Source organism: Pseudomonas azotoformans (assembly GCF_900103345.1).
Lineage (GTDB): Bacteria > Pseudomonadota > Gammaproteobacteria > Pseudomonadales > Pseudomonadaceae > Aquipseudomonas > Aquipseudomonas azotoformans.
In genome coordinates this window covers 2,390,135-2,416,332 of the sequence record NZ_LT629702.1, presented here as the reverse complement: position 1 = coordinate 2,416,332, position 26,198 = coordinate 2,390,135, and the positions used below count along the sequence as shown (strand labels likewise).

General features: G+C 59.6%; 17 protein-coding genes. 11 read left to right on the top strand and 6 right to left on the bottom strand.

The genetic code is table 11. From position 1 onward, the window contains the following. Positions 1-26 precede the first annotated feature (26 nt). Positions 27-887 (top strand): 4-hydroxyphenylacetate catabolism regulatory protein HpaA, encoded by an 861-nt coding sequence (gene hpaA, locus BLR69_RS10480; protein ID WP_071495915.1) that lies wholly within the window; start codon positions 27-29, stop codon positions 885-887. On the opposite strand, the gene BLR69_RS10475 is transcribed toward hpaA, so the two are convergent. Both BLR69_RS10475 and BLR69_RS10470 read right to left on the bottom strand, forming a co-directional pair. Beyond that, positions 814-2,265 carry an efflux transporter outer membrane subunit gene (locus tag BLR69_RS10475; protein WP_071495914.1) on the bottom strand — a complete coding sequence of 484 codons (1,452 nt, stop codon included), beginning with the start codon at positions 2,263-2,265 and terminating at the stop codon, positions 814-816. The genes hpaA and BLR69_RS10475 overlap by 74 nt on opposite strands. Then, complete coding sequence (locus tag BLR69_RS10470; protein WP_071495913.1) at positions 2,265-3,056, bottom strand: helix-turn-helix transcriptional regulator; 792 nt, start codon at positions 3,054-3,056, stop codon at positions 2,265-2,267. Before BLR69_RS10470 ends, BLR69_RS10475 begins: the two co-directional genes overlap by 1 nt. Before the next feature lie 489 nt (positions 3,057-3,545). Here BLR69_RS10470 and BLR69_RS10465 point away from each other — a divergent pair, with 489 nt between their 5' ends. Beyond that, positions 3,546-9,755, top strand: a complete 6,210-nt coding sequence (locus BLR69_RS10465) for a non-ribosomal peptide synthetase (protein WP_071495912.1) — start codon at positions 3,546-3,548, stop codon at positions 9,753-9,755. Positions 9,756-9,798: 43 nt separating this feature from the next. Here BLR69_RS10465 and BLR69_RS10460 read toward each other — a convergent pair whose 3' ends face one another. Beyond that, the gene (locus BLR69_RS10460; RefSeq protein WP_071495911.1) at positions 9,799-10,287 is read right to left on the bottom strand and encodes a hypothetical protein; all 489 of its coding nucleotides are present in this window, start codon (positions 10,285-10,287) and stop codon (positions 9,799-9,801) included. 1,292 nt (positions 10,288-11,579) lie between these two features. Here BLR69_RS10460 and BLR69_RS10450 point away from each other — a divergent pair. Genes BLR69_RS10450 through BLR69_RS10430 form a run of 5 tightly spaced genes read left to right on the top strand, consistent with a single transcriptional unit; the run spans position 11,580 to position 15,882 of the window. Beyond that, entirely contained in the window at positions 11,580-12,437 is an 858-nt protein-coding gene (locus BLR69_RS10450) for an McbB family protein (RefSeq protein WP_071495910.1), read from the top strand. After that, positions 12,434-13,240: a SagB/ThcOx family dehydrogenase gene (locus BLR69_RS10445; protein WP_071495909.1), complete on the top strand. Its 807-nt coding sequence runs from the start codon at positions 12,434-12,436 to the stop codon at positions 13,238-13,240. Before BLR69_RS10450 ends, BLR69_RS10445 begins: the two co-directional genes overlap by 4 nt. Continuing rightward, positions 13,227-14,420: a YcaO-like family protein gene (locus BLR69_RS10440; RefSeq protein WP_071495908.1), complete on the top strand. Its 1,194-nt coding sequence runs from the start codon at positions 13,227-13,229 to the stop codon at positions 14,418-14,420. Before BLR69_RS10445 ends, BLR69_RS10440 begins: the two co-directional genes overlap by 14 nt. Positions 14,421-14,428: 8 nt before the next feature. Further along, on the top strand, positions 14,429-15,172 hold the full coding sequence (locus BLR69_RS10435) for an ABC transporter permease (protein WP_071495907.1): 744 nt from the start codon (positions 14,429-14,431) through the stop codon (positions 15,170-15,172). Continuing rightward, on the top strand, positions 15,172-15,882 hold the full coding sequence (locus BLR69_RS10430) for an AAA family ATPase (protein ID WP_071495906.1): 711 nt from the start codon (positions 15,172-15,174) through the stop codon (positions 15,880-15,882). The genes BLR69_RS10435 and BLR69_RS10430 overlap by 1 nt, the downstream gene beginning before the upstream one ends. 9 nt (positions 15,883-15,891) lie before the next feature. On the opposite strand, the gene BLR69_RS10425 is transcribed toward BLR69_RS10430, so the two are convergent. From BLR69_RS10425 to pmrG, 3 genes are all read right to left on the bottom strand, one after another. Beyond that, positions 15,892-17,412 carry an ArnT family glycosyltransferase gene (locus BLR69_RS10425; protein ID WP_071495905.1) on the bottom strand — a complete coding sequence of 507 codons (1,521 nt, stop codon included), beginning with the start codon at positions 17,410-17,412 and terminating at the stop codon, positions 15,892-15,894. Beyond that, positions 17,412-19,067, bottom strand: a complete 1,656-nt coding sequence (arnT, locus tag BLR69_RS10420; RefSeq protein ID WP_071495904.1) for a lipid IV(A) 4-amino-4-deoxy-L-arabinosyltransferase — start codon at positions 19,065-19,067, stop codon at positions 17,412-17,414. The genes BLR69_RS10425 and arnT overlap by 1 nt, the downstream gene beginning before the upstream one ends. 174 nt (positions 19,068-19,241) lie before the next feature. After that, positions 19,242-19,919: a lipopolysaccharide core heptose(II)-phosphate phosphatase PmrG gene (gene pmrG, locus BLR69_RS10415; RefSeq protein ID WP_071495903.1), complete on the bottom strand. Its 678-nt coding sequence runs from the start codon at positions 19,917-19,919 to the stop codon at positions 19,242-19,244. A 275-nt stretch (positions 19,920-20,194) separates the two neighbouring features. Here pmrG and BLR69_RS10410 point away from each other — a divergent pair, with 275 nt between their 5' ends. The 4 genes from BLR69_RS10410 (at position 20,195) to BLR69_RS10395 (ending at position 26,145) form a co-directional block, all read left to right on the top strand. Further along, complete coding sequence (locus tag BLR69_RS10410) at positions 20,195-20,863, top strand: ABC transporter ATP-binding protein (RefSeq protein WP_071495902.1); 669 nt, start codon at positions 20,195-20,197, stop codon at positions 20,861-20,863. Between the two features lies 1 nt (position 20,864). Beyond that, positions 20,865-23,327 (top strand): FtsX-like permease family protein, encoded by a 2,463-nt coding sequence (locus BLR69_RS10405; RefSeq protein WP_071495901.1) that lies wholly within the window; start codon positions 20,865-20,867, stop codon positions 23,325-23,327. Between the two features lie 133 nt (positions 23,328-23,460). Continuing rightward, complete coding sequence (locus BLR69_RS10400) at positions 23,461-24,495, top strand: lipocalin-like domain-containing protein (protein WP_232000971.1); 1,035 nt, start codon at positions 23,461-23,463, stop codon at positions 24,493-24,495. A gap of 138 nt (positions 24,496-24,633) precedes the next feature. Further along, on the top strand, positions 24,634-26,145 hold the full coding sequence (locus BLR69_RS10395; RefSeq protein WP_071495899.1) for a hypothetical protein: 1,512 nt from the start codon (positions 24,634-24,636) through the stop codon (positions 26,143-26,145). Positions 26,146-26,198: the final 53 nt, after the last annotated feature.

Genomic DNA, 26,198 nt, shown 5'->3' with positions numbered 1-26,198 from the left:
CATCAAAACAACAAAAAGAGGGCACCGTGAAGCCGATCCCCAACATCAACATCGGGCAGGTCTACGACCAGCGTTACAGCGATGCCGAGGTGCATTACGACAAGCTCGGCAACCTGGCGGGATTTTTCGGGCGCAACATGCCCGTGCATCGGCATGACCGGTTTTTCCAGGTGCATTACGTGAAGAGCGGCGCGGTGCGGGTGTACCTGGATGACCGCCAGTTCGTGGAGTCCGGGCCGATGTTCTTCCTCACGCCGCCCACGGTGCCCCACGCCTTCGTCACCGAGGCGGATGCCGATGGGCATGTGCTGACGGTGCGCCAGCAGTTGGTATGGGGGTTGATCGACGCTGATCCCAGCCTGGCCTCCGGCGCAGCCTGCGTGGCACTGACGGCGGGTGACCACGGCCTGGATCAACTGTTCGAAGAGCTCAACGAGGAGATCAACGCCGCGCGGGCAGGGCGCGCCGCCGCGTTGGACAGCCTCACGCGCCTGATCATGATTCGTCTGCTGCGCCTGTGCGCCCACTCACTGCCGGCGCGCCCGACCCGGCACGAAGACCTGCGCATCTTCCATCGCTTCAACGAACTGATCGAGGCCCACTATCTGGAGCACTGGCCGCTGGCGCGCTACGCCGAGGGGATTGGCGTGACCGAGGCGCGCCTCAATGAGGTGTGTCGGCGCCTGGCTGACCTGCCGTCCAAGCGCCTGATCCTGGAACGTGTGATGCAGGAAGCCAAGCGCCTGTTGCTGTTCACCGGCAGTTCCGCCAACGAGATCTGCTACCAGCTGGGCTTCAAGGACCCGGCGTATTTCAGCCGGTTTTTCCTTCGGTATGCCCAGGTGACGCCGGGGGAGTATCGGCTGCGGCAGTCGGGCTTGCGCTGACGTTCCACGCGCCGCCCAGCGCCGTGTACAACTTCACCTCCGCCACCAGTTGCGCCAGGCGGTCGACGATCAGCGCCTGTTGCGAACTGAACAACGCACGCTGCGCGTCCAGGAAGGTGAGGTTGCTGTCGACGCCACTGCGGTAGCGATGCTCGGCCAGGTTGTAATACTGCTGGTTGGCCGCGACGAAATCCCGCTGCGCCTGCAACTGGTCGGTATAGGTTTGCCGCGCCGCCAGGCCATCGGCGACTTCCTGGAAGGCGGTCTGGATCGATTTTTCGTACTGCGCCACGCTGATGTCTTTTTGCAGTTTGGCGTAGTCGAGGCTGGCGCGCAGGCTGCCGGCGTTGAAGATCGGCAGGTTGATCTGCGGCTGGAACGTCCAGCTGCCCGAGCCACCCTTGAACAGCCCCGACAGTTCGGTGCTGGCGCTGCCGGCGTTGGCGGTCAGGCTCACCGACGGGAAAAACGCTGCGCGGGCCGCGCCGATATTGGCGTTGGCGGCGCGCAACTGGTATTCGGCCTGGAGGATATCCGGGCGGCGTTGCAGCAAGTCCGAGGGCAGGCCGGCCGGTACGCGCGCCACCAGGTCGGCGGCAAGTGGACGTGACGGCAACTGTTCGTCCACCGGGCCGCCTACCAGCAGGGCGAGGTTGTTGAGGTCCTGGGCCACCTGGCGCTCATAGCGGGCCACGCTGGCGCGGGTGCTTTCGACGCTGGTGGTGGCTTGCACCACGTCCAGCGCCGAGGCTTTGCCGGCGGTTTTGCTGCGGCCGGTGAGGCGCAGGCTGTGTTCGTTGGCCACCAGGGTTTGCCGGGCCAGGGCCAGCAATTCCTGGTCTGCGCGCCAGGTCAGGTAGGCATTGGCGACGTTGGCGACCAGGCTCAGTTGCGCGGTGCGTCGCGCCTCTTCGGTGCCCAGGTAGGTGAGCATGGCCTGTTCGCTGAGGCTGCGGATGCGGCCAAACAGGTCCAGCTCGTAGGCGCTGATACCCAGGGTCGCGGAATAGCTGGAGGTGATGGCGGCCTTGCCGGTGCCGGTCACGTCCCCAGGCACACGCCGACGCTGGCCGGCGCCGGTAGCGGACACCGCCGGGAACAGGTCGGCACGCTGGATACGGTACTGCGCCTGGAACGCTTCGACGTTCAGCGCGGCCACGCGCAGGTCGCGGTTATTGACCAGTGCATCGCCAATCAACCCTTGCAGCGCCGGGTCGTGGAACAGCTGCTGCCAGTCCGACGTGCCGGACTGCGCCAGCGCATACACGCCTTCCTGGGGATACTGCGCAGGCACAGGGGCCGCAGGCCGTTGGTAGTCCGGGATCAGCGAGCAGCCGCCAAGCATCCAGACCATCGCGAAGGTGCTCAATTTATGCATCAGGCGCCCACCATCCACTTGGCGAGGCCGTGCCGGCCACTCACGCCCAACTTGGCGGCGGCGCGTTTAAGGTAGGTCTCGATGGAACTGTTCTTCACACTCAGTTTCTCCGCGATCTGCGGCACGGTGCCGCCGGTCAGCAAGCCGAGGCACACCTCCTGCTCGCGCGCCGACAACGTGATGTCGCCCAGGGACAGGCGCTTGTAGAACTCACGTTGCAATTGCGACTGCTCCAGCAACGTGTGGGCCGGTTCAACCTCGGTGTGCGGTGCCTGGCGCAGGCTCTGGGCGTGGCACTCGATCAGCGGCAGCAGCGTGTCCGACAGGCACTTGAGAAACGACAACTCGGCCAGGGAAAACCCGCGCTGGGTCGGCGGGCGATAAAACGAAATCACACAGCGCCGGTTGCCCTGGCGCGACACCAGGTTGCACTGGTGCGAGGTGCCACGCGGGTGAGCGCTGTTGGCCTTGGCCTTCAATTGGATCAGCAGCGGGTCCTGCATGCCGAGCATCTCGCGCAATAAGGGATGGTCGTCCATGGAATTCAGGGCCAGGGGCGGCAGGTCCTGCGTCTGGCCGGCGCTGCCCAGCAACGTGATATCGAGCACGCGGTCGCGCAGCTCGTCGAGGGTCCATTCGCTCAGATCCACCAGGTGGATCGGCACCCATTTGCCCACGAGGTGCAGCATGTGGGCGGCAAAGCCCGGGTGGCCACTGCTGGCAATCAACTCGCCCATTTCGGCGTAGAAATGCGGGCTTTGTGTGTTGGCAATACTGCTGGTCAAACTCATAGCCTTCTCATCCTTGATATCGAAAACCGTGTACAGACGCTCTGGGCCTCTGCGGGGGCGATCCGTTGCTCACACACCAGAGTCGGTATTCGAAAGTGTATTTAGCCAGTGGATTTGTCCTACGTATGTAGCGGAAACGAGGGACACAACCTGCCATAGAAACCGCGTCATTAATTCGACGTTTCTGAGAGGTAATTCCGACTACGAGTCACCAAGCGGATTTTTTAGAGTTAATTAACCATATGATAAATAAGATAAAAATATATTTTTTGAAATGTTCAATTCAAACCGGCATCGGCCAAATATAGCCAATGTCCTACAACTCTTTAATCGTTTCAGCAATGAACCATCAGCCAAGCCTGGTCTATCCCTTCGGATGTCCGGGTTTAGGGTGACAGACAGCCCCTGGCCCCCATGCTCCAATCCGGCCCATTCGTCGTAATGGGCACCCCTGCGCGGCCAGTGCCTGACCTCCATGAGAAGGATCTTATGAAGCATTCACCCAGCTTCCCCCTCACCGCCGCCCAGCAGGACATCTGGCTCGACCAACTGCGTGCAGGCGATTCGCCGCTGTACAACATTGGTGGTTATGTGGATTTTGCCGGCGCCATTGACCCCGGCCTGATGCAGCGCGCTGTTGAACGTCTGGTCGCCAGGCACGACGCGTTGCGCACGCAACTGCACAGCGACGCCGACGGCCTGCCTCGCCAAACCTTTGCTGCCACGTTGGCTGTGGACCTGGCGCTGCATGACGTTTCTAAGGGTTGCGACCCGCAGGCCGCGAGCCACGCCCTGATGCAGGCGCAAATGGCCCGGCCTTATGCGATGCAGGGCGCGCCGCTGTTCCGCTTTTTCCTGGTCAAGCTCGACGACAACCACTATCGCCTCGGCACCCAGGCCCACCACCTGATCCTCGACGGCTGGGGCTTCGGCCAGATGCTGCAATCCCTCGCGCAGCTGTACACCGCCCTGGCGCAAGGCCGGCAAGCGGAGTCGCCGGCGCCGTCTTACATCGACTTTATCGACGCAGACCAGCACTACCACGCGTCCGCCCGTTATGCCCGCGACCGCGCCTATTGGCTGGACAAGTACCGGCTGATTCCCGAGCCGCTGCTGACCCCGCGGCACACGGCCAAGGCCACGAGCAATACCCTGGCGCAGGCGTTTCCGGTGGCACTGCTCAACCGCATGGAGCAGGTGGCCAACCGTTACCAGGCGTCGGCGTTTCATGTGCTGTTGGCGGCGCTGTATGTGTATTTCACCCGTACCGCTCAACGCCAGGAGTGGGTAGTGGGGTTGCCGATTCTCAACCGTTCCAATGCGCGGTTCCGCTCCACCGTCGGGCTGTTCACCCAGGTCAGCGCCGTGCGCTTGCAGTTTGATGAGCAGTCGCCGTTCAGCGCGGTGGTGCGTGGGGTGCGCGACCAGCTCAAGCAGGATTTCCGCCATCAGCGTTTCCCCCTGAGCGAGATGAACCGCGAGTTGCGCCTGCGTCGCAGCGATCGCGGCCAGCTGTTCGACCTGTCGGTGTCCTTCGAGCAGGACGATCATGAACTGCGCTACGGCACGACCGCAGGCCGTGCGGTCAAGGTGTCCAACCACCATGAGCCGCTGCCGCTGGCCCTGCACCTGCGCAGCAATCGCTACCAGGACACTGCGTGCCTGCATTGCGTCTACAACGAAGCGTACTTCCAGCACGATGAAGTGGCGGCCCTGGCGCAACGCTTGACCTGGTTGCTGGAACAGGGGCTGGAAGACACCGCGCTGACGATCCGCGATTTTTCGCTGGTGACACCTGCCGAGCAGGCCCGGTTGCAGCAATGGAACGCCACTGCCGAGCCCGTTACCCAGCCACAAACCCTGCACGCGCGCATTGAAGCCCAGGCTGCGCGTGCGCCGGACGCCATCGCGGCGGTGTATCAGGGGCGGCACCTGAGCTACGCCCAACTCAACCAGCAGGCCAACGCGCTGGCCCATCAACTGCTGGAGCGCGGCGTGCGGCCGGACGACCGCGTGGTGATCCTGGCGCGGCGCGGGCTGGACACGCTGGTGGGGTTGCTGGCGATCCTCAAATCCGGCGCCTGCTACGTGCCGGTAGACCCGGCCCATCCCGCCGAGCGCCTGAATTACCTGCTGCAGGACAGCGACCCGGTAGTGGTGCTGACCCAGCACGATTTGCTGCATCGGTTGCCCCCGTTGACGGTGCCGGTGATCCAACTCGACCGCCCGACCTTCCACCTGGGCACCAACCCCCGCGTAGCGATCAGCCCCTCGCACCTTGCCTACGTGATCTACACCTCCGGCTCCACCGGTTTGCCCAAGGGCGTGATGGTCGAGCACCACAGCGTCTCGAACCTGGTGGACTGGCACTGCCGGGCCTTCGACCTGCATGCCGGCAGCCATACCGCCAGCGTCGCCGGTTTCGGTTTTGACGCGATGGCCTGGGAGGTCTGGCCGGCGTTGTGCGTGGGCGCCACGCTGCACCTGCCGCCGGCCCATGACGGCGCCGAAGACATCGACGCGCTGCTCGGTTGGTGGCAGGCGCAGCCGCTGGACGTGTGCTTCCTGCCGACGCCCGTGGCGGAGTACGCCTTCAGCCAGGGCCTGCACCACCCGACACTGCGCACCCTGCTGATCGGCGGCGACCGTCTGCGCGCGTTCACCCAGGCGCAGTCCTTCGCCGTGATCAACAACTACGGCCCTACCGAAGCCACGGTGGTCGCCACCTCTGGCCCCATGGCTGTCGGCCGGCCATTGCATATCGGCGCGCCTGTCGCCAATGCCACGGTGTACGTGCTGGACGCGCAGCAACGGCCGCTGCCCATCGGCGTGGCAGGGGAGTTGTACGTGGGCGGCAAGGGCATCGCGCGCGGGTATCTCAAGCGTCCCGACCTCAGTGCCGAGCGTTTCCTCGACGACCCCTTTACCCAGGGGCGCATGTACCGCACCGGCGACCTGGTGCGCTGGCTGCCGGACGGCAACCTTGAATACCTGGGGCGCAATGACGACCAGGTGAAAATCCGCGGCGTGCGCATTGAACTGGGTGAAATCGAATCGGCCCTGGCCACGCACCCGCATATTCAGGACGCCGTGGTACAGGCCCGCGAAGGGCAGTTGCTGGCCTGGTTCGTCCCGCGTGAAGCGGTGCCGATCGAAGCCCTGCGCGCCCACCTGCAAGCGTCGCTGCCCGACTACATGCTGCCGGCCGCCTACGTGCAGTTGGACGTGTTGCCCCTGACCGCCAACGGCAAGCTGGATCGCAAGGCGTTGCCCGCACCGACCCAAGACGCATTCGTCACCCGCCTGTACGAAGCACCGCACGCCGGCGCGGAAAGCGTACTCGCACAGATCTGGGCCGAGCTGTTGCAGGTGCAGCAGGTCGGGCGCCACGACCACTTCTTCGAACTGGGCGGGCATTCGTTGCTGGCCGTGCAATTGGTGCAACGCATGCGCCAGGTCGGCTTGCGCGCCGATGTGCAGGTGCTGTTCGGCCAGCCGACTCTGGCGGCCCTGGCGGCGGCGAGTGAACTCAGCGACGTGGACGCGCCGGACCTGGCCGAACTCGACCCCGACAGCCTGGCGCCTATCGTCGCGCGCATCCCCGGCGGCGCGGCCAATGTGCAGGACATCTACCCGCTGGCGCCGTTGCAGGAAGGCTTGCTCTACCACCACATCACTGATGAGCGCGATCCGTATCAGCAGCAGGCGCTGTTCAGCTTTGCGCAGCGCGAGCAGTTGGACGCGTTTGCCCAGGCCCTGCAACAGGTGATCAACCGCCATGACATCCTGCGTACCAGCCTGGTGTGGGAGGCCCTGGAGCAACCGATGCAGGTGGTGTGGCGTCAGGCGCAATTACGCGTTGAGCCGCTGCGCGAAGACCCTGCGCCGCTGGATTTGCGCCAGGCGCCGCTGATGGCCCTGGACTATGCCGAAGAGCCGCAGCACTCGCGTTGGGTGGCGCGGCTGCGTTTCCATCACCTGGTCAATGACGCCACCTCGACCACGCTCCTGATGCAGGAAATCCGCGCCCACTTGCTCGGCCAGCAGGCGCAGTTGCCGGTGCCGGTGCCGTATCGCAATGTGGTGGTGCAAGCCCGTTCGCCGGCACGTCAAGCGGCGCACGAGGCGTTCTTTCGCGAGCAGTTGGGGGATGTCGACGAGCCGACCCTGGCCTTCGGTCTACAGGAGCGCCAGGCGGATCGGGCGCACACCGAACAAGCCGAACGTGGCTTGAGTGACAGCCTCAATCAGCGTTTGCGTGCCCAGGCGCGTGGCGTGGGCGTGAGCACCGCCAGCCTGTTCCACCTGGCCTGGGCCCAGGTGCTCAGCCGTGTCGCCGGCCGTGATGACGTGGTCTTCGGCACCGTGCTGCTCGGCCGTTTGCAGGCGGGCGAGGGCGCCGACCGCGCCCTGGGCATGTTCATCAACACCCTGCCGCTGCGGGTGCGCCTGGCCGGGCGAACCGTGGCCGATGCGCTCACGCACACCCACGTCCGACTCAGCGCCTTGCTTGCCCATGAACAAGCCTCCCTTGCGCTGGCCCAGCGTTGCAGCGGCGCGTCACCGTTGTTCAACAGCCTGCTCAACTACCGGCACACCGACGCCGAGCGTGACCTGACCCTGGTGCCGGGCATTGCCTTGCTCAGCAGCGAGGACATCCTCAGCTACCCGCTGATGCTGACCGTGGACGACACGGCTGCAGGCTTGCGCATCAAGGCCAAGGCGCCACACAAGGTCGGCGCCGAGCGCCTGCTGGACTACCTCGAAACCACCCTGGTCAACCTGGCGGACATGCTGGACCAGGCGCCACAGACACCTTTGCGCGACGTCCAGGTACTGCCCGCCGACGAGCTGAAAACCCTGCTGGTGGACTTCAACGCTACCGACACCGACTACCCCGACACTTTCACGGTGCAGGCGCTGTTCGAAGCCCACGCACGGCATATCCCCCATGCCATCGCGGTGCAGGCCGGCGAGTTGCAACTGACCTACCGCGAACTCAACGAACGCGCCAACCAATTGGCCTTCCACCTGCGTGAGCGCGGTGTGCAACCGGACGCCCGCGTCGCGCTGTGCGTCGAGCGCGGCTTGGAACTGGTGGTGGGCCTGCTGGCCATCCTCAAGGCCGGCGGTGCCTATGTGCCGCTGGATCCGGGCTACCCGCGCGAGCGCCTGGCCTACATGCTCCACGACAGCCAGCCGGTGGCGCTGCTGGTACATGCCGCCACCCGTGACGTGCCGGGTGACGTGTCGATCCCGGTGATCGACTTCGACCACTGCGCCTGGAGCCAGGCACCTGTCGGCAACCCGTTGGTGCCGGGGCTGAGCGTGGCCAACCTGGCCTACGTGATGTACACCTCGGGCTCCACCGGCACACCCAAGGGCGTGATGATCGAACACCGTGGCCTCGGCAACCTGATGCACTGGGGCTCGCAGCTGTGCCCCAATGCCGAAGGCGGCGCGCTGTTGCAGCGGGCGCCGTTCAGCTTCGACGGTTCGGTGTGGGAGCTGTTCTGGCCGCTCACCAACGGCATGCGCCTGGTGCTGGCACGGCCCGACGGCCATCGCGAACCGGCCTACCTGGCGCAGGTGATTCGTGAGCAGCAGATCACGGTGATCAAGTTCGTGCCGGCGATGTTGCAGCAGTTCCTTGAGCTGGAAGAATCGGCGTTGTGTACCAGCCTCACTGATGTGCTGTGCGGCGGTGGCGAGCTCACCGAAGCCCTGGCCCATGGCGTGCAGGCGCGCTTGCCCAAGGTGCGCCTGCATAACGTCTACGGTCCCACTGAAGCCACGGTGGACAGCAGCGCCTGGACCCTGGAACCCGGCGCGCCGGTGCCGGCATTGCAGTTGCCGATTGGGCGGGCGATCAACAACACGCGCCTGTATGTGCTGGATGAACACGATGCGCCGGTGCCGATGGGCGTGAGCGGTCAATTGCATATCGGTGGGGTCGGTGTGGCCCGGGGTTACCTGGGGCTGCAGCAGATGACCGCCGAGCGCTTTATCGACAGCCCGTTCGTGGCCGGTGATCGGCTGTATCGCACTGGCGACCTGGTGCGCTACCTGCCTGACGGCAATCTGGAGTTCCTCGGGCGTAACGACTTCCAGGTCAAACTGCGCGGTGTGCGCCTGGAACTGGGGGAGATCGAGTCACGGCTGCTGGTGCATCCGGCGTTGCGTGAAGTGGCGGTGTTGATTCGCGATGAACGCCTGGTGGCGTATTTCACCGTGCGTGGCGAGGCGCCGAGCCTGGATGCGTTGCGCGCCCATGTGCTGGAACAGTTGCCGGAGTTCATGGTGCCGGCGGCGTTTGTGCAGCTTGACGCGTTGCCGCTCAATCCGGCGGGCAAACTTGACCGCAAGGCGTTGCCGGAGCCGGGGTTGGGGGCGGTGGTTAGCCGGGCCTATGCGGCGCCGGTCGGGGCGGTGGAGGTGTTGATGGCCGGGATCTGGGCTGAGTTGCTGAAGTTGGAGCGGGTGGGGCGGCATGATCATTTCTTTGAGCTGGGCGGGCATTCGTTGTTGGCGGTGAACCTGGTGGCGCGGATGCGCAAGGCGGGGGTGGAGGTGGATGCGCGGGCGTTGTTCAGTCATCCGACGGTGGCGCAACTGGCGGGGTGTGTGTTGACGCAGGTTCAGCGGGTGGAGGTGCCTCAGGCGGCTATTCCGCAGTTGGGGCGGCGGCGGCGGATTTGAAGTGAGGGGGGGGGCGGCTGCAATTGGCACCGCCCCCCTTTTTTCAAGGAATGTTGTGAACTCCCTCCAGGTCATAATTGCCCGACATCCGGAACTCATTATGCGGCGCCCCATCCTGAACCATTCGGCAATTGGAGAAAGTGCCAGAAATATGCTCCTGTCCAGGTGTGCGATTAGAGGTGAGGGTGAGTTCTCCTTCCGTTGCATAATAACTGACGATGACATCGTTTATAACAAGAGCGTAAATCACCGCTACGGCTCCAAAGTATGTAACTTGATGAGTGCCATCGGGGACCGAATCTGAAATGGCCAATACAACGGCTTGATAGTTGGCGTCAGCCTGCTCACCTACTCTCCTGCCAATCCATCTGGCTTCGGAAGGATCGTCGCCGAGATGTTTCTCGAAGTCCAATCGTTTTTGTCGTGGTAGTGGGAATTGAGCATCATGCAGTGTTACGTTGAATGTTCCAGTTGCTGTGCTTTTGCCGGGATCGTTGTGATGAATGAGGTCTTTCAAGTGTGCCTGAGACATGATGAGAGCTTCCTTTGCGTGGGTGTGCTCCAATTATTTCAAGTTTCAGGCGTGTGTAAACTGTGAATGTTGACAGGTATAAAAAGCGAGTATCCATGTGTCGGGAGGTTATATGGAGCTGTTGGTTTTGATGAGCCTAACTATCTTGCAGGTGATTAAGATGATTGTTCTTCCCTGCGGCGCATGACTATTTGTTCGACTCGTTTTCTGGCTATTGCCGCTTGCGCCACGCAGTCCAAGGCTACCTATACGCTCACCACACACACTGCCAACACGCCCGCTGCGTAGTCATCCTTTGCATTTCTCAGCGCTTATCCGACCTGCAACGGGTGACCAACCGCGCCATCGTCCTGCAAGCGGGCAGACGGAACAGCGACCTTAACAGCCGGAACTTGGCGAGTGCGCAGCGCAAAAGCCGGATCAATCCGGATACTTGATTGCGGGCTTATGGCGCAGCGAGCGATGCCCACTGCGAAGAGCCCGAAGGGCGCATCGCATTCATTCGCGAGGCAGAAAAAACCAAGGAGGTACTCTGCACCATACACACCACCTGCGGGTGTGCTGAAAGCACTACGCGAGTTTGGCCGTCTGTTCACACATCCTCGGCGATGTAGTCATTACACAGATGAGCGAAGCCGGTATTAGCGTAGCGCGGATGACAAACATTAAGAACTAACCAGTGCCGTTTGTCGGTTTTTTTTGTTCGCGTCTGTAGGACTAAGTTCTGTTTTGCAAAAGACACCTGCGTGGATATAAGTTGATTCTATTAGTCCGATAATTTTTAAGTTATTAAATTCGCATGGATTGATTTTTTGAGGCGCGATGAGTGATGGCTTTGATGTTTTGGGCAATTGTTGATCTTCTGAATTGTGTGAGTGAAATTTCCTAAAGTTGGTAGTTATGTTTCCTACATGAAGATTTTATTGTTGTTGCGATATTCTCCAGTTGGACTAGATTTGGTTTTGTTGCATGATGGTGAGCAACCTGAGTCAATATATGTATAAGGCTGAAACTGGAGGCCCGAAATGAACAGCGAAGAGTTTGGAGAAGTTGTTTTTAGTTTCGAAAGTGAAGAAGGGTTCAACCCGTACGCAGGTAATGCCGGAGCGTCAGGAAGTCAAGGTGGGTGCGGTGGTAGCGGAGGGTGTGGTGGGGGCGGCGGGTGTAATGGGGGAAGCGGGGGCTGCCATAACTCGATAATGGAGCCTGCATCAACGGATGAGTAAATTCAGTATTCACTCACCTAATGAGGTTTTCTGGTTTGTCAGAAAACCTCTACAGGGGATCGTACAATGAATATAATCATACCAAATTATGAAATATTGAACTTCGAAACGGAGAGTCTGCTGATCTCCGATGTTGGGATTTCGAAAATTCATTCTCAGTCGTTACTGAAAGCTCTTCGACAAATAAAGCTGTCGAAGTTAATGACGAAAGTAGAGCTGGAAGAGGTCTTGGCGGAAAATGGTTTGAGTCAAAGTGGTGCTTTTGAATTTTTAGAAAGAGTAGTTCCCCTGCGGCTAGCTGAGGAAATATTTTTTGAAAAAACGATAGTTGTTCATGAGTGGGCAGGTCAGGTTGATATTGAACGCCTATTCAGATGTGAGCTTTCCACGTGTTTGGAGTTTAAGTCGTTTTCAGGTGAGCTGGTCGAGTCAGTCCGGAATCTTAGGTGTTTTATTGTGCTGTTGTGCTATACGTATGATTATGATCGCGTTAAAAATTTATATTTTGATCTTGCGCGCGCGTCCCCTAAAAGCGCCATTAGTGTTTGTTTGCAAATGGGTAGCATTTTTTGCGTTGGTCAGCCTCATATCGCAGAGATAGGGAACCCGTGTCATTTTTGTAGCGTCGACAGGCTTCTTCATAACCAGTCAGTGACGGCTGCAAAGAATAACTGGGCGAGTGTTTTGGCATTTTGTAAGAATGAACATATAGGTGTGCCCGCTAAGACGCTCAGTCTTTATCAGGAAATGATTGTTGTTGGTGCGGTTATCAAAAAAGTTAAGTTTTTCACCGAGTATAATGATATGCATAAATATCAGGATGACGTTTTGCATGGTTCATATATTCAGCTGATAGATGGTCAGATGTCAGAAGAGTCTAACTCGCATTGGTATATGTGTGATTGTTTGAGGGCGGGTAAATGAAAAATATACCGCATGATTATTATCTTAGGTTTATAGAGTCGTCAGTTTACGATGAGGTGCTTGAATTTCATAATAAGGGTAATTTTACATTTCATGGCGCTACTAAAGGCCGTACAGTTCTCCATCGGTTGGATGAGAAAAGTTTGGAGCAACTAACGGGTAATGAATTGGCGCTTTATCCCGATATGGACCTGTCGCTGGCGATCAATATATCCCAGGACGATAGAGAGGGAGCATTATACAGGAATGAGTCGTGTGAGGATTTTGCATCTCTCTTGTTAGAGTTTTCAGATGTAGAGAAATTGATGTTCCCATTACTGTCACGGGATTTGGACTCTTGTAAAAGAGGATATCCGAGCGGTGGTGCACTGTATCCGGCTGAGGTTTTTCTCTGTTCGATGATTGAGGATGATCCTACTTGGCCCTGTCCTGGAAAAGTACTCCATTTGCTTCCGAAGTCCCGAAAATTTGAGGTGATGCAAATTCAAATTGCCGTAGATGAACTCAAAGCGGCATTGCTGTTCTCTTCTAATAAAATTGGAACGCCCAGTCTGGCAATAGTTTACGCGGTCTATATGCCCAAAAATCTCTTCAAGTATCGGTATCGTGCGTATCGAATGGCCTTGATGGAGGTTGGCTCAATTTACATGCTTGTCGAACTGCAAGCAAAGCTCTTGGGGCTGTCATGTCGGCTATGGTCGGCTTATACGGACCTTATGCTGTGCAAGGTTTTGGGAATTAACCCTGCTCTGTTTTTTCCGATGTGCGTTCATTTTGTAGGTAAGCAGCATGAAGCTTATTAATGGTATGCATAATCCGGATTTGCCCGGGATAATCCTTTTTCAGCCTGCGGGCATACTCGGTCTGCCAAGCTCCGTAGAAATATCGGATTTCCTTTCTGTTAATGGATCTGGTGTCGGAGGAGGCTCGAATTCGATAAAAACTGCTACAGGTGAGTATTTCGAGCGCCGGCATTTCTATAGGGAAGTTTTGGCAAAAGAACGCGGTTGCCTTAGTGAATCTCTATCAGGAAGCGAGTCTCTGGGTTTTGCGGAAGCATTCATTCAGACTGCGAATAAGAAAACCACTCTAGCAGAGGTTAGCGCGCACAGATTTGCTTTAAGTCAAGTGGCCAGAGCCTCTGACTTCTCTACGTGTTTTATTCCTACTGTCTGTATTTCGCTCTCGTCCCATAGCGTCGGTGATGATAACGTGTTCTACCCTTTGCGGGATACCTGTGGGTGCAGTTTTCACTGGTGCCCAAATACTGCCTTTCTAGGGGCCATAAAAGAATACCTTGAACGTCAGTTTCTTATCAGGTTCTGGTTAACGAAAATGTGTCGTTCACTGATCCCGGCTACAGAAGCGAGGAAATTGTTGGCGAGTCGGGAAGTCAGGCACTTATATGGTCTTCTATCTATGTCCGGGGATATTACTTTTTTAGATATATCGGATTCCAGATTTCCAGGGTGTTGCATATTGGTTGTGTATGGACAGGAAAGAAATGATCGTCATGTGAATTATTGTGCTGGTATGGCCTATTCTTCGAATATGACGCTCGCTTTAGAAAAGTCCTTGCTAGAACTCTGGCAAACTTTTCGTTTTATGAATGTGTTCAAGGCAACTAACTCTGACGAGGAAAAGCTTGAGGACTCATATATACGTTACTTTTTAAGTTGCAATGCTTATGAGACCTATCTGGAAACCGTCAATGTGCTCGAGTGTGGAGGTGTGGGATCTATACAAGATTTTACATTGCCTGAATTTTTGCTTGTGCTGAAGCAGTTAGATATCGCTGGCTATTTTTATTCCAGATTAGAAGAAATTAATGGAGTGGCAGGCGTCTTTGTTAAGTTTGTCTCTCCTGATTTGTTTCTTCATATGAATAATTCGCAGAATTTCAATTTGATAAATAAGTACTCCAAGGAGTTTGAGTCGTCGATACTCAGCACTAGGCTAGGCGTGATGGTCCCGTTTCCGTGAGGTCAATCATGGACTTTTATTGTGTGTCGAGGCCGGCTGTGCTAGCGGCGTTATTCATAAAAGAGCAACTCAGAGAGCCGGTTGCATTATTGTGGACAGTCGTGTCTCCCGTGGTGACCTATTACTTGATTACCTATGCGCGTGCGCCGCTGAGTGGTGAGGCTGTGGATTATCTTTCGGGGACTTCATGGTTTTACGCATTTGTGTCCTCCAATGTGGCGTTGTTTGGTCTGGCCTTTTACATCGTCGGGCGAAGGGAAAGTGGCTTCCTTCGATCTTTTGTTTACACGGGCCGTACGAAGGTTGTGTTTTTGTTTGGGCAGTTTTTGGCTTACTCAGTTGTTTCAATAGTATATTGCTCCGTATTTTATATGCTCACGCGAATGTATTCAGGGGGGCTTGATAGTGCGGAGTACCTCATGATTGTAGGGCGATTTTATGTTTGCTTTCTGCTTTTCTCTATTCCCGCGTTATTGCTGACGCTGGTCCCGTTAGGTTTTCAAAATGCGAGTACGCTCTTTTCTATTCTGTCCCTTTTGATGTTGGCTGTTGGGATCGTCAGTATGGGTTCAGTCAGTCCGTTATTAACGGTTGTCAATTTTTTCAACCCCCTGTGGTGGGCGAATAAAATAATGTTGGGCGGCGTGGTGGAGTGCGCGTTGCTTGTCTGGGTGGTTACCCTTTCCCTTCTGTTGTTGTTTTTAGTGCTATGTCGTTTTTTGTTGATTAATCCTGTTTGGAGTCGATATTGATGGCGAGGCTTCTCGTAGACTCTCTCGGTGTCAGGTATGGAACTCATACCGTGTTTCATCAGGCTTCGCTGACAGTTGAGGCCGGTTGCATATCAGGCCTTCTCGGCCCAAACGGCTCCGGTAAAACCACTTTTTTTGATGTGCTGTGCGGCCTAAAGAAAGTGGAGGGTGGTGAAATAAACAGCTCCTTCTCCAAGCTGCTGTACCTGTCGCAGGTCATCAGCACACCCCCTGTATTTCGCATGTTCGACATCTTCAAAATGGCCATGCTGTTTTGCTCCGACACCCGGGTTACCCAACAACATGCGCTCGATAAAATCGAAAAATGGAGCCCCGGCATCGCCGAGCGGTACTGCGAGATCTGGAACAAAAAATCTGCGCTCTGCAGCTATGGAGAGAAACGCTGGTTTTTTACGTTGTCGTTGCTCTGTGCAAATGCAGACCTGGTGATACTGGATGAGCCCACCGCGGGTGTGGATCCGGAATTTCGTTATCACATTTGGCGCTGTCTGGAGGGGGCAGCGGCAGAGGGTGTCGCGGTCTTGGTTTCATCACATAACGTCGATGAGATCGTCGCGCATTGCGATGATTTTTATATGCTGAGCCAAAGGCGATTCAACCGGTTCACTGACGCGCAAGGCTTCATGGACGCGTACGACGCCCAAAGCCTGGATGAGGCATTTATCCATGCCGTCAGCAAAAAAATGTAAGACCGCCGTCTATTTGGACACTGGAACGAACGCCACGCTGCCGTCCTGGCGTTTTTGAAACATTCGCTCGCCGTTGTCTGGCTGGGTGGTGATGACCTGGTGATCCGCGCCCAGGTAGGCCAACGGTGTCGGGTCGTCCTTGGAATACTGCGCGATGATGATCGTGCGCTGCGGGTCGAAGGCCTTGCCGCTGGTTTTCTGCAACCAGGCCATGAACGCTGCGCTGTCGCCCTGGCGCGGGAAGTCCTGGGTCTCGGCCACGTAGTAGAACGGCTTGCCACCGTTTTGCAGGTACATCGGCACCTTGTTGTCCACTTCCACCAGCACCAGTTGCCACTCCTCCCACGGCGCGCTTTTGACGGCTTCAGTGCGCACGTCCTCGGCCAAGCGGGTGACGCCGCCATTGCCGTTGCTCCATGGATAGGCCACGCCAATGGTCAGCAGCATCAACAGGGCAGCGATGGCGAACCCTTTGCTCCAGCGCGGCCGGCTGGCGGGCCTGGCCTGCAGGCGTTCGCTGAGCCACCAGGCGCCGAGCAGCTGGGCGAAGGGCACCAGCGGCAACACGTAGTAGCTGCGCCGGCTGCCACTGACGGTGAAGAACACAAACAGCAGGCCCAGGGCCCACACCAGCCATCGCACGTTTGGCGGGGTCTGGCGCCAGTGCCGCAGCGCCAGCCACAGGCCGAGCAGCCAGCACGGCACCCACGGCAGGGTGTAGGCGGGCAGGTAGATCAGGTAGGTGTAGATCGGCCCCATGTGATCGAACGGATCGAAGAAACGCACCACGTTTTCGCGGAACACCAGCGCCAGGCCGCTTTGCCCATAGGAGGGCGCACCGTAGATATGCGACAGCACGAACGGCACGGCATACACCGCGGCGGCGATCAGCAGGGCGAACACCAGGCGCAGGTTGAGATGGCGCTTGTAGCGCTGCTCGCCGAGCAGGTGTGGCAGCAGGACCAGGCCCGGCAGCACAAAGCCGATCAAGCCCTTGAACAGCGAGGTCACGGCCAGCAGCAGGAAGAACACTGTATAGCGACCCAGCCGGGTGTCCTCCGGCCCACGCCAGTACCACCAGACGGCGGCCAGCACGCCGCACACCGTCAGCACATCCGCCGTGGCCACCCGCGCCCAGAACAGAAAGTAGAAGGTGGTGGCGAGCATCCAGCCGGCGATCAGCCCGGTGCCCTTGCGCATCAGTTGCTCACCGAGCAGGTAGACCAGCCACACACTCAGCCAGGCGCCGATCACCGAGGGCAAGCGCAGTGACCACGGACCGAGGCCGCCCATCAGGTGGGCGGCGGCGGTGATCAGCCAGTAGGAGGGCAGGGGTTTGTCGTAATAGGGCGCGCCCTTGAGGTAGGGGTCGAAGTAATTCCCGCTCTGCAGCATCTGCAAGGCGATGTTTGCCCAGCGGGTTTCCGGGCCCCACAGGTCGCGTGCGCCGAGGCCGCTCAGCAGGAGCAGCGCGGTGACGCCCAGCAACAGCAGCAGGGCGCCGCGTTCGGTCTTCCAGAATGTCGTCATCAGGGCAATTTCGGGTAGATGATCAGTTCGAGATAACCCTTGTAATAACGTTTGCCGCCGGGCGGCAGTTGCCCGGCTTCGCGCATTTCACTGGTGCTGTTGACCCGCAGCAACACGCCCACCGACCCCTGCTGGCGCGCATTCTTTAGCCAAGCCTGGACCTCATCCAGTTCCACTTTGCGATGCACCGAGCCCGCGTATTGCAAGCCGTAGCGCAGTTCGCCCTCGGTGTCATACAGCGATACTTCTGGTCGTTTCAGGCGCCAGGCCAGGGCGCTGGCACTCCCCAGTTCATTGCTCAGCAGTGCCTGGGTCTGTTGCAGTTCTTCCAGGTGTTCAAGCACAAACTGGTCGGGCATTTCGTTGTCCGCGATCCACGACGGCATGCTCGCCGGCAGCAGGATCACCAGCACGCCGATGCCCAGCGCAGGCATCGCCCACAGTGTCAATGGGCGAATCACTTGCAGCAGATTGGCGAGGATCCATGCCAGCAACACGATGAAAGCCAGGGACAAGCTGAACATTTCTGCGTGGCTGTTGCTGTACAGCGGCCGGGCGATTTGCAGATAGATCAGGCCGATCATGGCAGCCATGCCGATCACGAAGTTGAACAGGCCATTGAGGCAGATCGTGCGGGCTTTGCCCTGCTTGACCAGGTCGATCAGGGTATGGCCCATCAGCAATGCCAGGGGCAGCAGGCACGGCATGATGTAAGTCGGCAGCTTGCCTTTGCTCAAGCTGAACAGGCCCAGGGGCAGCAGCAGCCACAACGCCAGGAAGGTAATCGCCGGCTGGCGTTTTTCCTGCCAGGTCTTGTGCAGGGCAGACGGCAGCAGCCCGGCCCACGGCAGGCTGGACACGGCGATGATCGGCAGGAAGAACCACCACGGCCGTACATGCTGCGCGTTGTCGGCGCTGAAGCGGCGAATGTGTTCGTTCCAGAAAAAGAAGCGCCAGAAGTCCGGTTCCTGAAGGTGGACCGCCAGCACCCAAGGCAGGCAGACCAACGCTGCGACCACCATCGCCAGTGGGCCATAGCGCAGCAGCTCACCCAGGCGGCGTTGCCAGAGCATGTAAGGCACTGCAATCAGTACTGGCAGTGCCAAGGCCAAAAAGCCCTTGGTCATGAAACCCATGGCGCAGGCCAGGCCCACGACGGTCCAGGCCCAGAGGCGGCCTCGCAGCGTGGCGCTATCGAGGGCAAACCACAGGGCCACCAGGCTCAGGTTGACCCAGAACGTGAATTGCGGATCGAGGTTGGAGTACCCCGCCTGCCCGGCTACCAGGCCGAAGCTCAGGTAGAGCAGGGCGCAGGTGAAGCTCTTGCGTGGGTCGTTCCACAGGCGACGGGCGATCAGGTAGGCCAGCAGCACGCTCAAGCCAGTGGTCAGCGCCGAGGCGATGCGCACACCGAACAGGTTCTGGCCGAACACCGCCTGGCCCAGGGCAATCAACCAGTAGCCGCCGGCGGGTTTTTCGAAGTAGCGGATGCCCATGAAATGCGGGGACACCCAGTTGCCGCTCTGGAGCATCTCCTGGCTGATCTGGGCGTAGCGGGTTTCGTCGGGGATCCACAGGCCATGCAGGCCCAGGGGCAACAGGTAAAACGCAACAAAGGCCAGCAACAGCACTGGCAATGGTTTCAATCGAGTCATGAAAACGTCGCTCCCTGACGTTCAGTGGTAGATAGTTGATTTAATGAAGTAATAGCGGAAAAAGTCACAGCGTTCACGCAATTGCAGAAAATATTCATGACGTCCTTATTTAAAAGGCGCAACTAAACATGCCAGAACAGGGCTGTCTTTTTGCTGAACAGGGCGAAGGGTAAGTTAGTGAGTCTGTTTTAGCGCGGCAGGCCAATCCGGATTGTTGACGATGCCCAGGATCTTCAACTTGCCGTTGGGCAATGCCTGCACGAACAACGCACTGCCGTATTCGGGGAACGCGGCATGCGGGAAGCCCTGGGTTTTTTCGAAGTCGGCGATGCAACCGCTGTGGGTAACGAACACCAGATTGCGCCCCGGAGCCTTGTGACTGAGCAATTCCTCGCCCATGGCCGCGCCGCAGACGGTTCTTTCACCCGAGGTAAGCTCCTTTTTGTCGAACATGAAACGCAGGGTCTGCGCCGTGCGGATAGCGGGGCTGGCGAGTACGTCGCTGGTGTCCATGCCCAAGGATTTGAAGGCGTTGCCGAGCTTTTCGGCCTGTTGGCTGCCATGCACCGTCAGGCCTTCCACCGGGCCCAGGCACGGATTGGTCGAGCGGTCGCAACGTTCTTCATGGCGCACCAGTACGATCAGGTCGCCATCGCGCCACAGCGGCATCACTTGTGAGGTGAGCAGGCGATTGCCGATGCCCAGGTCCCGCGGCGACGCTGGCCAGAACACGCTGCACGCCAGCAATAGGCCAACCACAGCAAGCCCCAGCCAGAGCCGTTGCAGGCGCTTGAAAAAGTCCCGGGGCGAGCGCGGTTTGGTCAGGGTAAGGTCAACCACTTCATTCACCATGGGCATTGTTGGCAGTGTTGTATTAATTAGGCGCAACGGTTTAGCGAGTGTCCTTAGTGGGACCAGAGGCTGTCACACGACGGCTGTCTTTTCGCTGAACACCTTGCATGTAAAAAGTTGTGAAACAGGGCAACTAACAAGTTGCCCACAAGTGACGCTTGATGGGTAATTTAAAGAAAGGTGGGTAGGCAGCCGGTGAAATCCATGTGAAAAATTTGCGTGGCCTTGGGCGGCAGCCGTTATTCTCGATGGCCACCCATCAAACGAGTGTTGTCATGTTGCAGGTGCAAGGTGTGATCAAAAGCTATGCCACCCCCCAGGGGCCGTTGGCGGTGTTGGCCGGGGTCGATCTGCAGCTGGGCCAGCGCAGCAGCCTGGCGCTGATGGGCGAGTCGGGCAGCGGCAAGAGCACCTTGCTGCACTTGGTGGCCGGGCTCGACCGGGTGGATGGCGGCAGCATCCAGGTGGGCGAGCAGCGCCTTGATCAACTGAGCGAAGCGCAACTGGCCCATTGGCGACGTACCGAAATCGGCCTGGTGTTCCAGCAGTTCAACCTGATCGGCAGCTTGCGGGTCGAGGACAACCTGGCGTTCCAGGCGCGGCTGGCGGGGCGCTTTGACCCGCAGTGGCAGGCGCAGCTGGTCGAGCGCCTTGGCCTGGGGGATTTGCTCAGGCGCTACCCGGAACAGCTCTCCGGCGGCCAGCAGCAACGGGTGGCGGTGGGGCGCGCATTGGCGTCACGGCCGGGCCTGTTGTTGGCCGACGAGCCCACCGGCAACCTGGACGAGGCGACCAGCGACGAAGTGCTGCAACTGTTGCTGGACCTTTTGCGCGACAGCCCCACCAGCCTGTTGATGGTCACCCACAGCCCGCGCATCGCTGCACGGCTGGACCGCCAGGTGGTGTTGCAGCGTGGGCGCGTTCTAGCCGCAGGCGCCGCCTGAGATGGCGGTATTTCAGTGGACCTTGCGCGCATTGCTCAGCCACTGGCGACGGCATCCGGTGCAGTTTTTCAGCGTGCTCACCGGCCTCTGGCTGGCGACCGCACTGTTGATCGGCGTGCAAGCCCTCAACAGCCAGGCGCGTGACAGCTATGCCCGCGCCAGCCAATTGATCGGCGGCGAACCCCAGGCCAGCCTCGGCGCGCCGGACGGGGCGAGTTTCCCCCAGGCGGTCTTTGCTCAATTGCGCCGCGCCGGGTGGCCGGTGTCGCCGGTGGTGCAGGGGCGGGTACAGCTCAAGGGGCGGGAGGATGTACGCCTGCAGTTGATGGGCATCGATCCGTTGTCGTTGCCCGGTAGCGGCGCCGTGGCGGGGCAGCGCTTGAGCCAGGCGCAGATGCTCGCGTTTTTTGAACCGCCGGGGCGTACCTGGATTGCGCCGCAGACCTTGCAGGCCCTGGGGCTGCGCGAAGGCCAGCAACCGACCACTGTGGGCGGTCACCCCCTGCCGCCGCTGCAAGCCCAAGCAGACATGGCGCCCGGCCTGTTGCTCACCGACATCGGTTTTGCCCAGCCTGTGCTCGATATGCCGGAGCGCCTGTCGCGCCTGCTGGTGGACAAGGCATTCGCCGCCAGCCAACCCACGCCGCCCGCCGGGTTGCAGCTCAAGCAAGGCGAGGACAACAACCTCGCACGCCTTACCGAGAGCTTTCACCTGAACCTCGACGCGCTGGGTTTCCTGTCCTTTGTGGTGGGGCTGTTCATTGTGCATGCCGCCATCGGCCTGGCCCTGGAGCAACGGCGCGGGTTGCTGCGTACGTTGCGCGCTTGTGGGGTCAGCGTGCGCATGCTGATTGTGAGCCTGAGTGTGGAGCTGGGCGTGCTCTCGTTGCTCGGGGGTGTGCTGGGCGTCGCAAGTGGCTACCTGCTGGCCAGTCTGTTATTGCCGGATGTGGCCGCCAGCCTGCGTGGTTTGTATGGCGCCGAAGTCCCGGGGCAGTTGAGCCTCAGCCCGTGGTGGTGGGGCGCGGGGCTGGGCTTGAGCCTGATCGGTGCGTTGCTCGCCGGTGCCGGTAGCCTGTGGCGGGCAGCGCGCCTGCCCTTGCTGGCGCTGGCCAATGCCCAGGCCTGGCATGAAGCCCATGGGCGCTGGTTGCGCCGTCAAGCGTGGGTGGCTGCCGTCGCATTGCTGATCGCTGTGCTGGCGCTGTGGTTGGGCAATAGCCTGGCTGCCGGGTTTGTGCTGATGGCCGCCTTGCTGCTGGGGGCGGCGCTCGGTTTGCCGGTGCTGCTCAATGGCCTGCTCAAGGCGGTGTTGGGGCGCAGCCGTTCAGTGCTTGGCCAATGGTTTCTCGCCGACTGCCGCCAGCAGTTGCCGGCCTTGAGCCTGGCCCTGATGGCGTTGCTCCTGGCCCTGGCCGCGAACATCGGCGCGGGCTCCATGACCTCGGGTTTTCGGCATACCTTCAGCAACTGGTTGGAGCAGCGACTGACGGCCGAGCTGTATCTGAATCCTCAAAGCGCTGCCCAAGCCGAACAACTCGGCACCTGGCTGGCGCAACAGCCAATAGTAAAGACCGTGCTGCCCACCTGGCAGGTCGCCGTGCAAGTGCAGGGCTGGCCGGCGGACCTGTTTGGTGTGGTCGATGATCCCACCTACCGCCAGCATTGGCCGCTGCTGGAGGCCACGAGCGAACCCTGGGACCAGTTGCAGAAGGGCGACACCTTGATGCTCAGCGAGCAACTGGCGCGCCGGCTCGGGGTGAAACTGGGCGATGCCGTGAACATCCCCACGCCCCAAGGTGTGTGGGCGCCGAAGGTGGTGGGGATCTACGCCGACTACGGCAACCCCAAGGGCCATGTGCTGGTCAATTCACAACATCTGCTGGCGCACTGGCCGACGCTGTCACCGGCGCGTTTCAACCTGCGGGTGTCGTCGTCGGACGTAGCGCCGCTGGTACGTGAGGTGCAGCGCGCCTTTGCCCTGGACGACAGCCGTATCGTCGATCAGCAACAACTCAAGGGCTGGTCGAGCCAGGTGTTCGAACGCACCTTCGCCGCCACTGCCGCCCTGAACAGCCTGACCTTGGGCGTGGCCGGCGTGGCGTTGTTCATCAGCCTGTTGACCCAGAGCCAGAACCGCCTGGGCCAGCTTGCACCGTTGTGGGCATTGGGCGTCACGCGTCGGCAATTGATGCTGCTCAATCTGGGCCAGACCTGGCTGCTGGCGGTGCTCACATTAGTCCTGGCCGTACCGCTCGGCCTGCTGTTGGCCTGGTGCCTGGATGCGGTGATCAACGTGCAAGCGTTTGGCTGGCGCCTGCCATTGCAGGTGTTCCCGTGGCAGCTGGCGCAATTGCTCGGGTTGGCGATGCTGGCGACCTTGCTGGCGTCGGCCTGGCCGTTGTGGCAGTTGTACCGCAGCCGTCCTGCGGATTTGTTGAGGACGTTTGCCAATGAAGATTAAGACCCTGTTTCAAGCCGTGCTCTCTGTAGGAGCGAGCTTGCTCGCGAAGAACGCCAGGACGACGCGTGCAACCAGGCAGCACGCGTTATCGTTGAGGTTTTTCGCGAGCAAGCTCGCTCCTACAGGGGTTGCCTTGTTGTTGCTGAGTGCCTGTGACAAAGCGCCTGTTCCCGTAGAGAGCTTTGCCGGCCTGGGCAGCGACGCGGCGGATTTTTCCCGGGTGGTGCCCGGCAAGGTGTTCAGCTTCCCCGAGGATCACGGCCCCCATGCGGGCTTTCGTATCGAATGGTGGTACGTCACCGCCAACCTCAAGGACGCGCAAGGCAATGTCTTCGGCGTGCAGTGGACGCTGTTTCGCAACGCGCTCAAGGCCGGGCCGGTACAAGCGGGCTGGCACGACTCCACCGTGTGGCTCGGCCACGCCGCTGTCACGTCCGCCACCCGCCATTACGCCGCCGAACGTTACGCACGCGGCGGCGTCGGCCAGGCCGGAGCCCAGGCAGTGCCGTTCAACGCCTGGATCGATGATTGGAGTTTCGTCACCCGCCCTGGTGCCGATAGCCCTCTGGCGGACATGCAACTCAAGGCCAGCGGTGCGCAATTCGCCTACGACCTGCACCTTACGTCCAGCCGTCCATTGGTGCTGCAGGGCGACCACGGCTATAGCCGCAAATCCGACCAGGGCCAGGCGTCTTACTACTACAGTCAGCCGTTTTTCAGTGCCCGTGGCAGCGTCAGCATTGACGGCAGGGTGTATCAAGTCAGCGGCCCGGCCTGGCTCGACCGTGAATGGAGCAGCCAGCCGTTGACCGCCAGCCAGACCGGCTGGGACTGGTTCTCCCTGCACCTGGACCGGGGCGAGCAATTGATGTTGTTCCGAGTACGGCAAACCGATGGCGCGTCCTACCTGACCGGCACCTGGATTGATCGCGAGGGCCATACGCAAACCCTGCACAACGCGGATATCCAGCTTCAGCCCCTGGAAACCACGACCCTTGAAGGGCGCAAGATCCCCACTCGCTGGTCGCTGAAGGTCCCCGGCAAGCAGCTGGATATCACCGCGCAAGCGGTCAACCCGAATGCCTGGATGAACCTGAGTATCCCGTACTGGGAAGGCCCGGTGCAGTTCGAAGGTGGGGTGGGTTACCTGGAAATGACTGGGTATTAGGCAAGATCATAGCGATCAATGGTGATATTGCCTTTTTCAGAAAAAAATACTGTACATCCATCCAGTCATATCCTACATTCCATCCCAGGTGACCGGACGTCACCTGAGCTTCACTTTTTAACTATGGATGGATAAAAAATGAAATCGAAAAAAGCCTTTATGCTGGGCGCGGCCATGGCGGCCTCCTGCTTCGTTTCGGCCTTTGCCCTGGCCGAGCAATACCCTCACCTGGCTGCCCAAGCCGTTCAAACTGACATCAAGCAAAGCCTCAAGGCCGCCGGTAAAGTGCCGGCCACCAAGGCCCCTGCGACGCTCAAGCAGCAACTCAAAGCGGGCGCTCAATTGAAAAAACCGGCGTTCGCCGCCAAGGCCCAGGCCGATTCGGTGGTGGAAGATCATGCCGCTCCGGCGCCGGTGACCCAGGTCAGGAAAGCCGATGCCCAGGCAGCGGCTGCCGTGCAGGCGGCACTGGTCCAAGGCTGCGAAACCACGCTGGATGTGAACCAGTTGTACACCCTCAATGGCGTGCAGACCGGTGACCTGCTGTGCTATCACTTCAACCTGCCACAGAAGGCGCGCATCAACGCGTTGCTGGTCGGCCAGACCGCAGGCACCGACATGTCGTTGACCCTGTTCCAGGACGATGGCCAAGGCAATCCGCTCCCGCTGGGCACCTCGAATAATCCAGGTACGGGCGATGAGAGCCTGAGCGGTGTGGTGCCTGCCGGTGACTACTACTGGTTCATGGAAGCCAACGCCGCGGTGCAGGGTTCCAGCTTCCAGTTCGGTGTGGCGGTGGATGCCAATATCGATGCCTATGAGCCCAATGACACGCCCGACACGGCGTTTCAACTGCCGGATACCCTGAACTACATCAAAGGCAACGCCGACAGCCTCAACGACGTCGACTACTTTGATTTCACGGCGGTCCGTGGCCAGAGCGTAGGCATCGCGCTGACGGCCGACGCGGCCAGTGGCAGCACGCGCAACAAGTGGATCCTTGAGCGTTTCGATGGCAGCCAGTGGGTCACCGTGGGCGCGAATGTCGTGTCGACGTCGATCCCGAACCCGGGTGTCGGCGGGGTGGTCAAGGTGCGTGTTCGTCCGAACCAACACCCGAATGAGCCTTGGAGCGCGACGGGCAAATACAACCTGTCCTTCGGTTCCAACCCTCGGGTGAACAACCCAGATGTGAAAGGCGAAGGCAACGTGTTGCGCATTCCTTCCTCCGCGTCCAACGTGGGGTATGGCTACATGACCACCCAGGCCTATCGCGACCTGACCTGGACCATGGGGCTGTCGGACAGCACCGGCGCACCGTTGGTGGGCCTGCACCCGATCGTCTACCTCGACCAGCACATCAACCCGGACACCGGCGCTATTGTCTACAAAGGCTATTCGGCGGCCACCAACAGCGCCGGTCTGGCAGGGGGCACGATCAACGTAGGCACCTGCTTCGGTGACTTCCAGACCACCTTTGTCGACTACGCCCAGGGCTACAAAAACACCTGGCGCACCGACTTCAACTACGGCGTATGGCGTATGGAAGTGCTCGAGTATCCGGGTATTGGCGTCGGCGGTGACAACGTCCAGTTCGTCAGCTTTGGCCACCTGTGCAAGCAGACCCTGCTCAGCAGCACCAAGAGCTAAGCGTGTTTAACCGGTAACCACCAGGGCATACGGGCCGCGCGCCTGTATGCCCT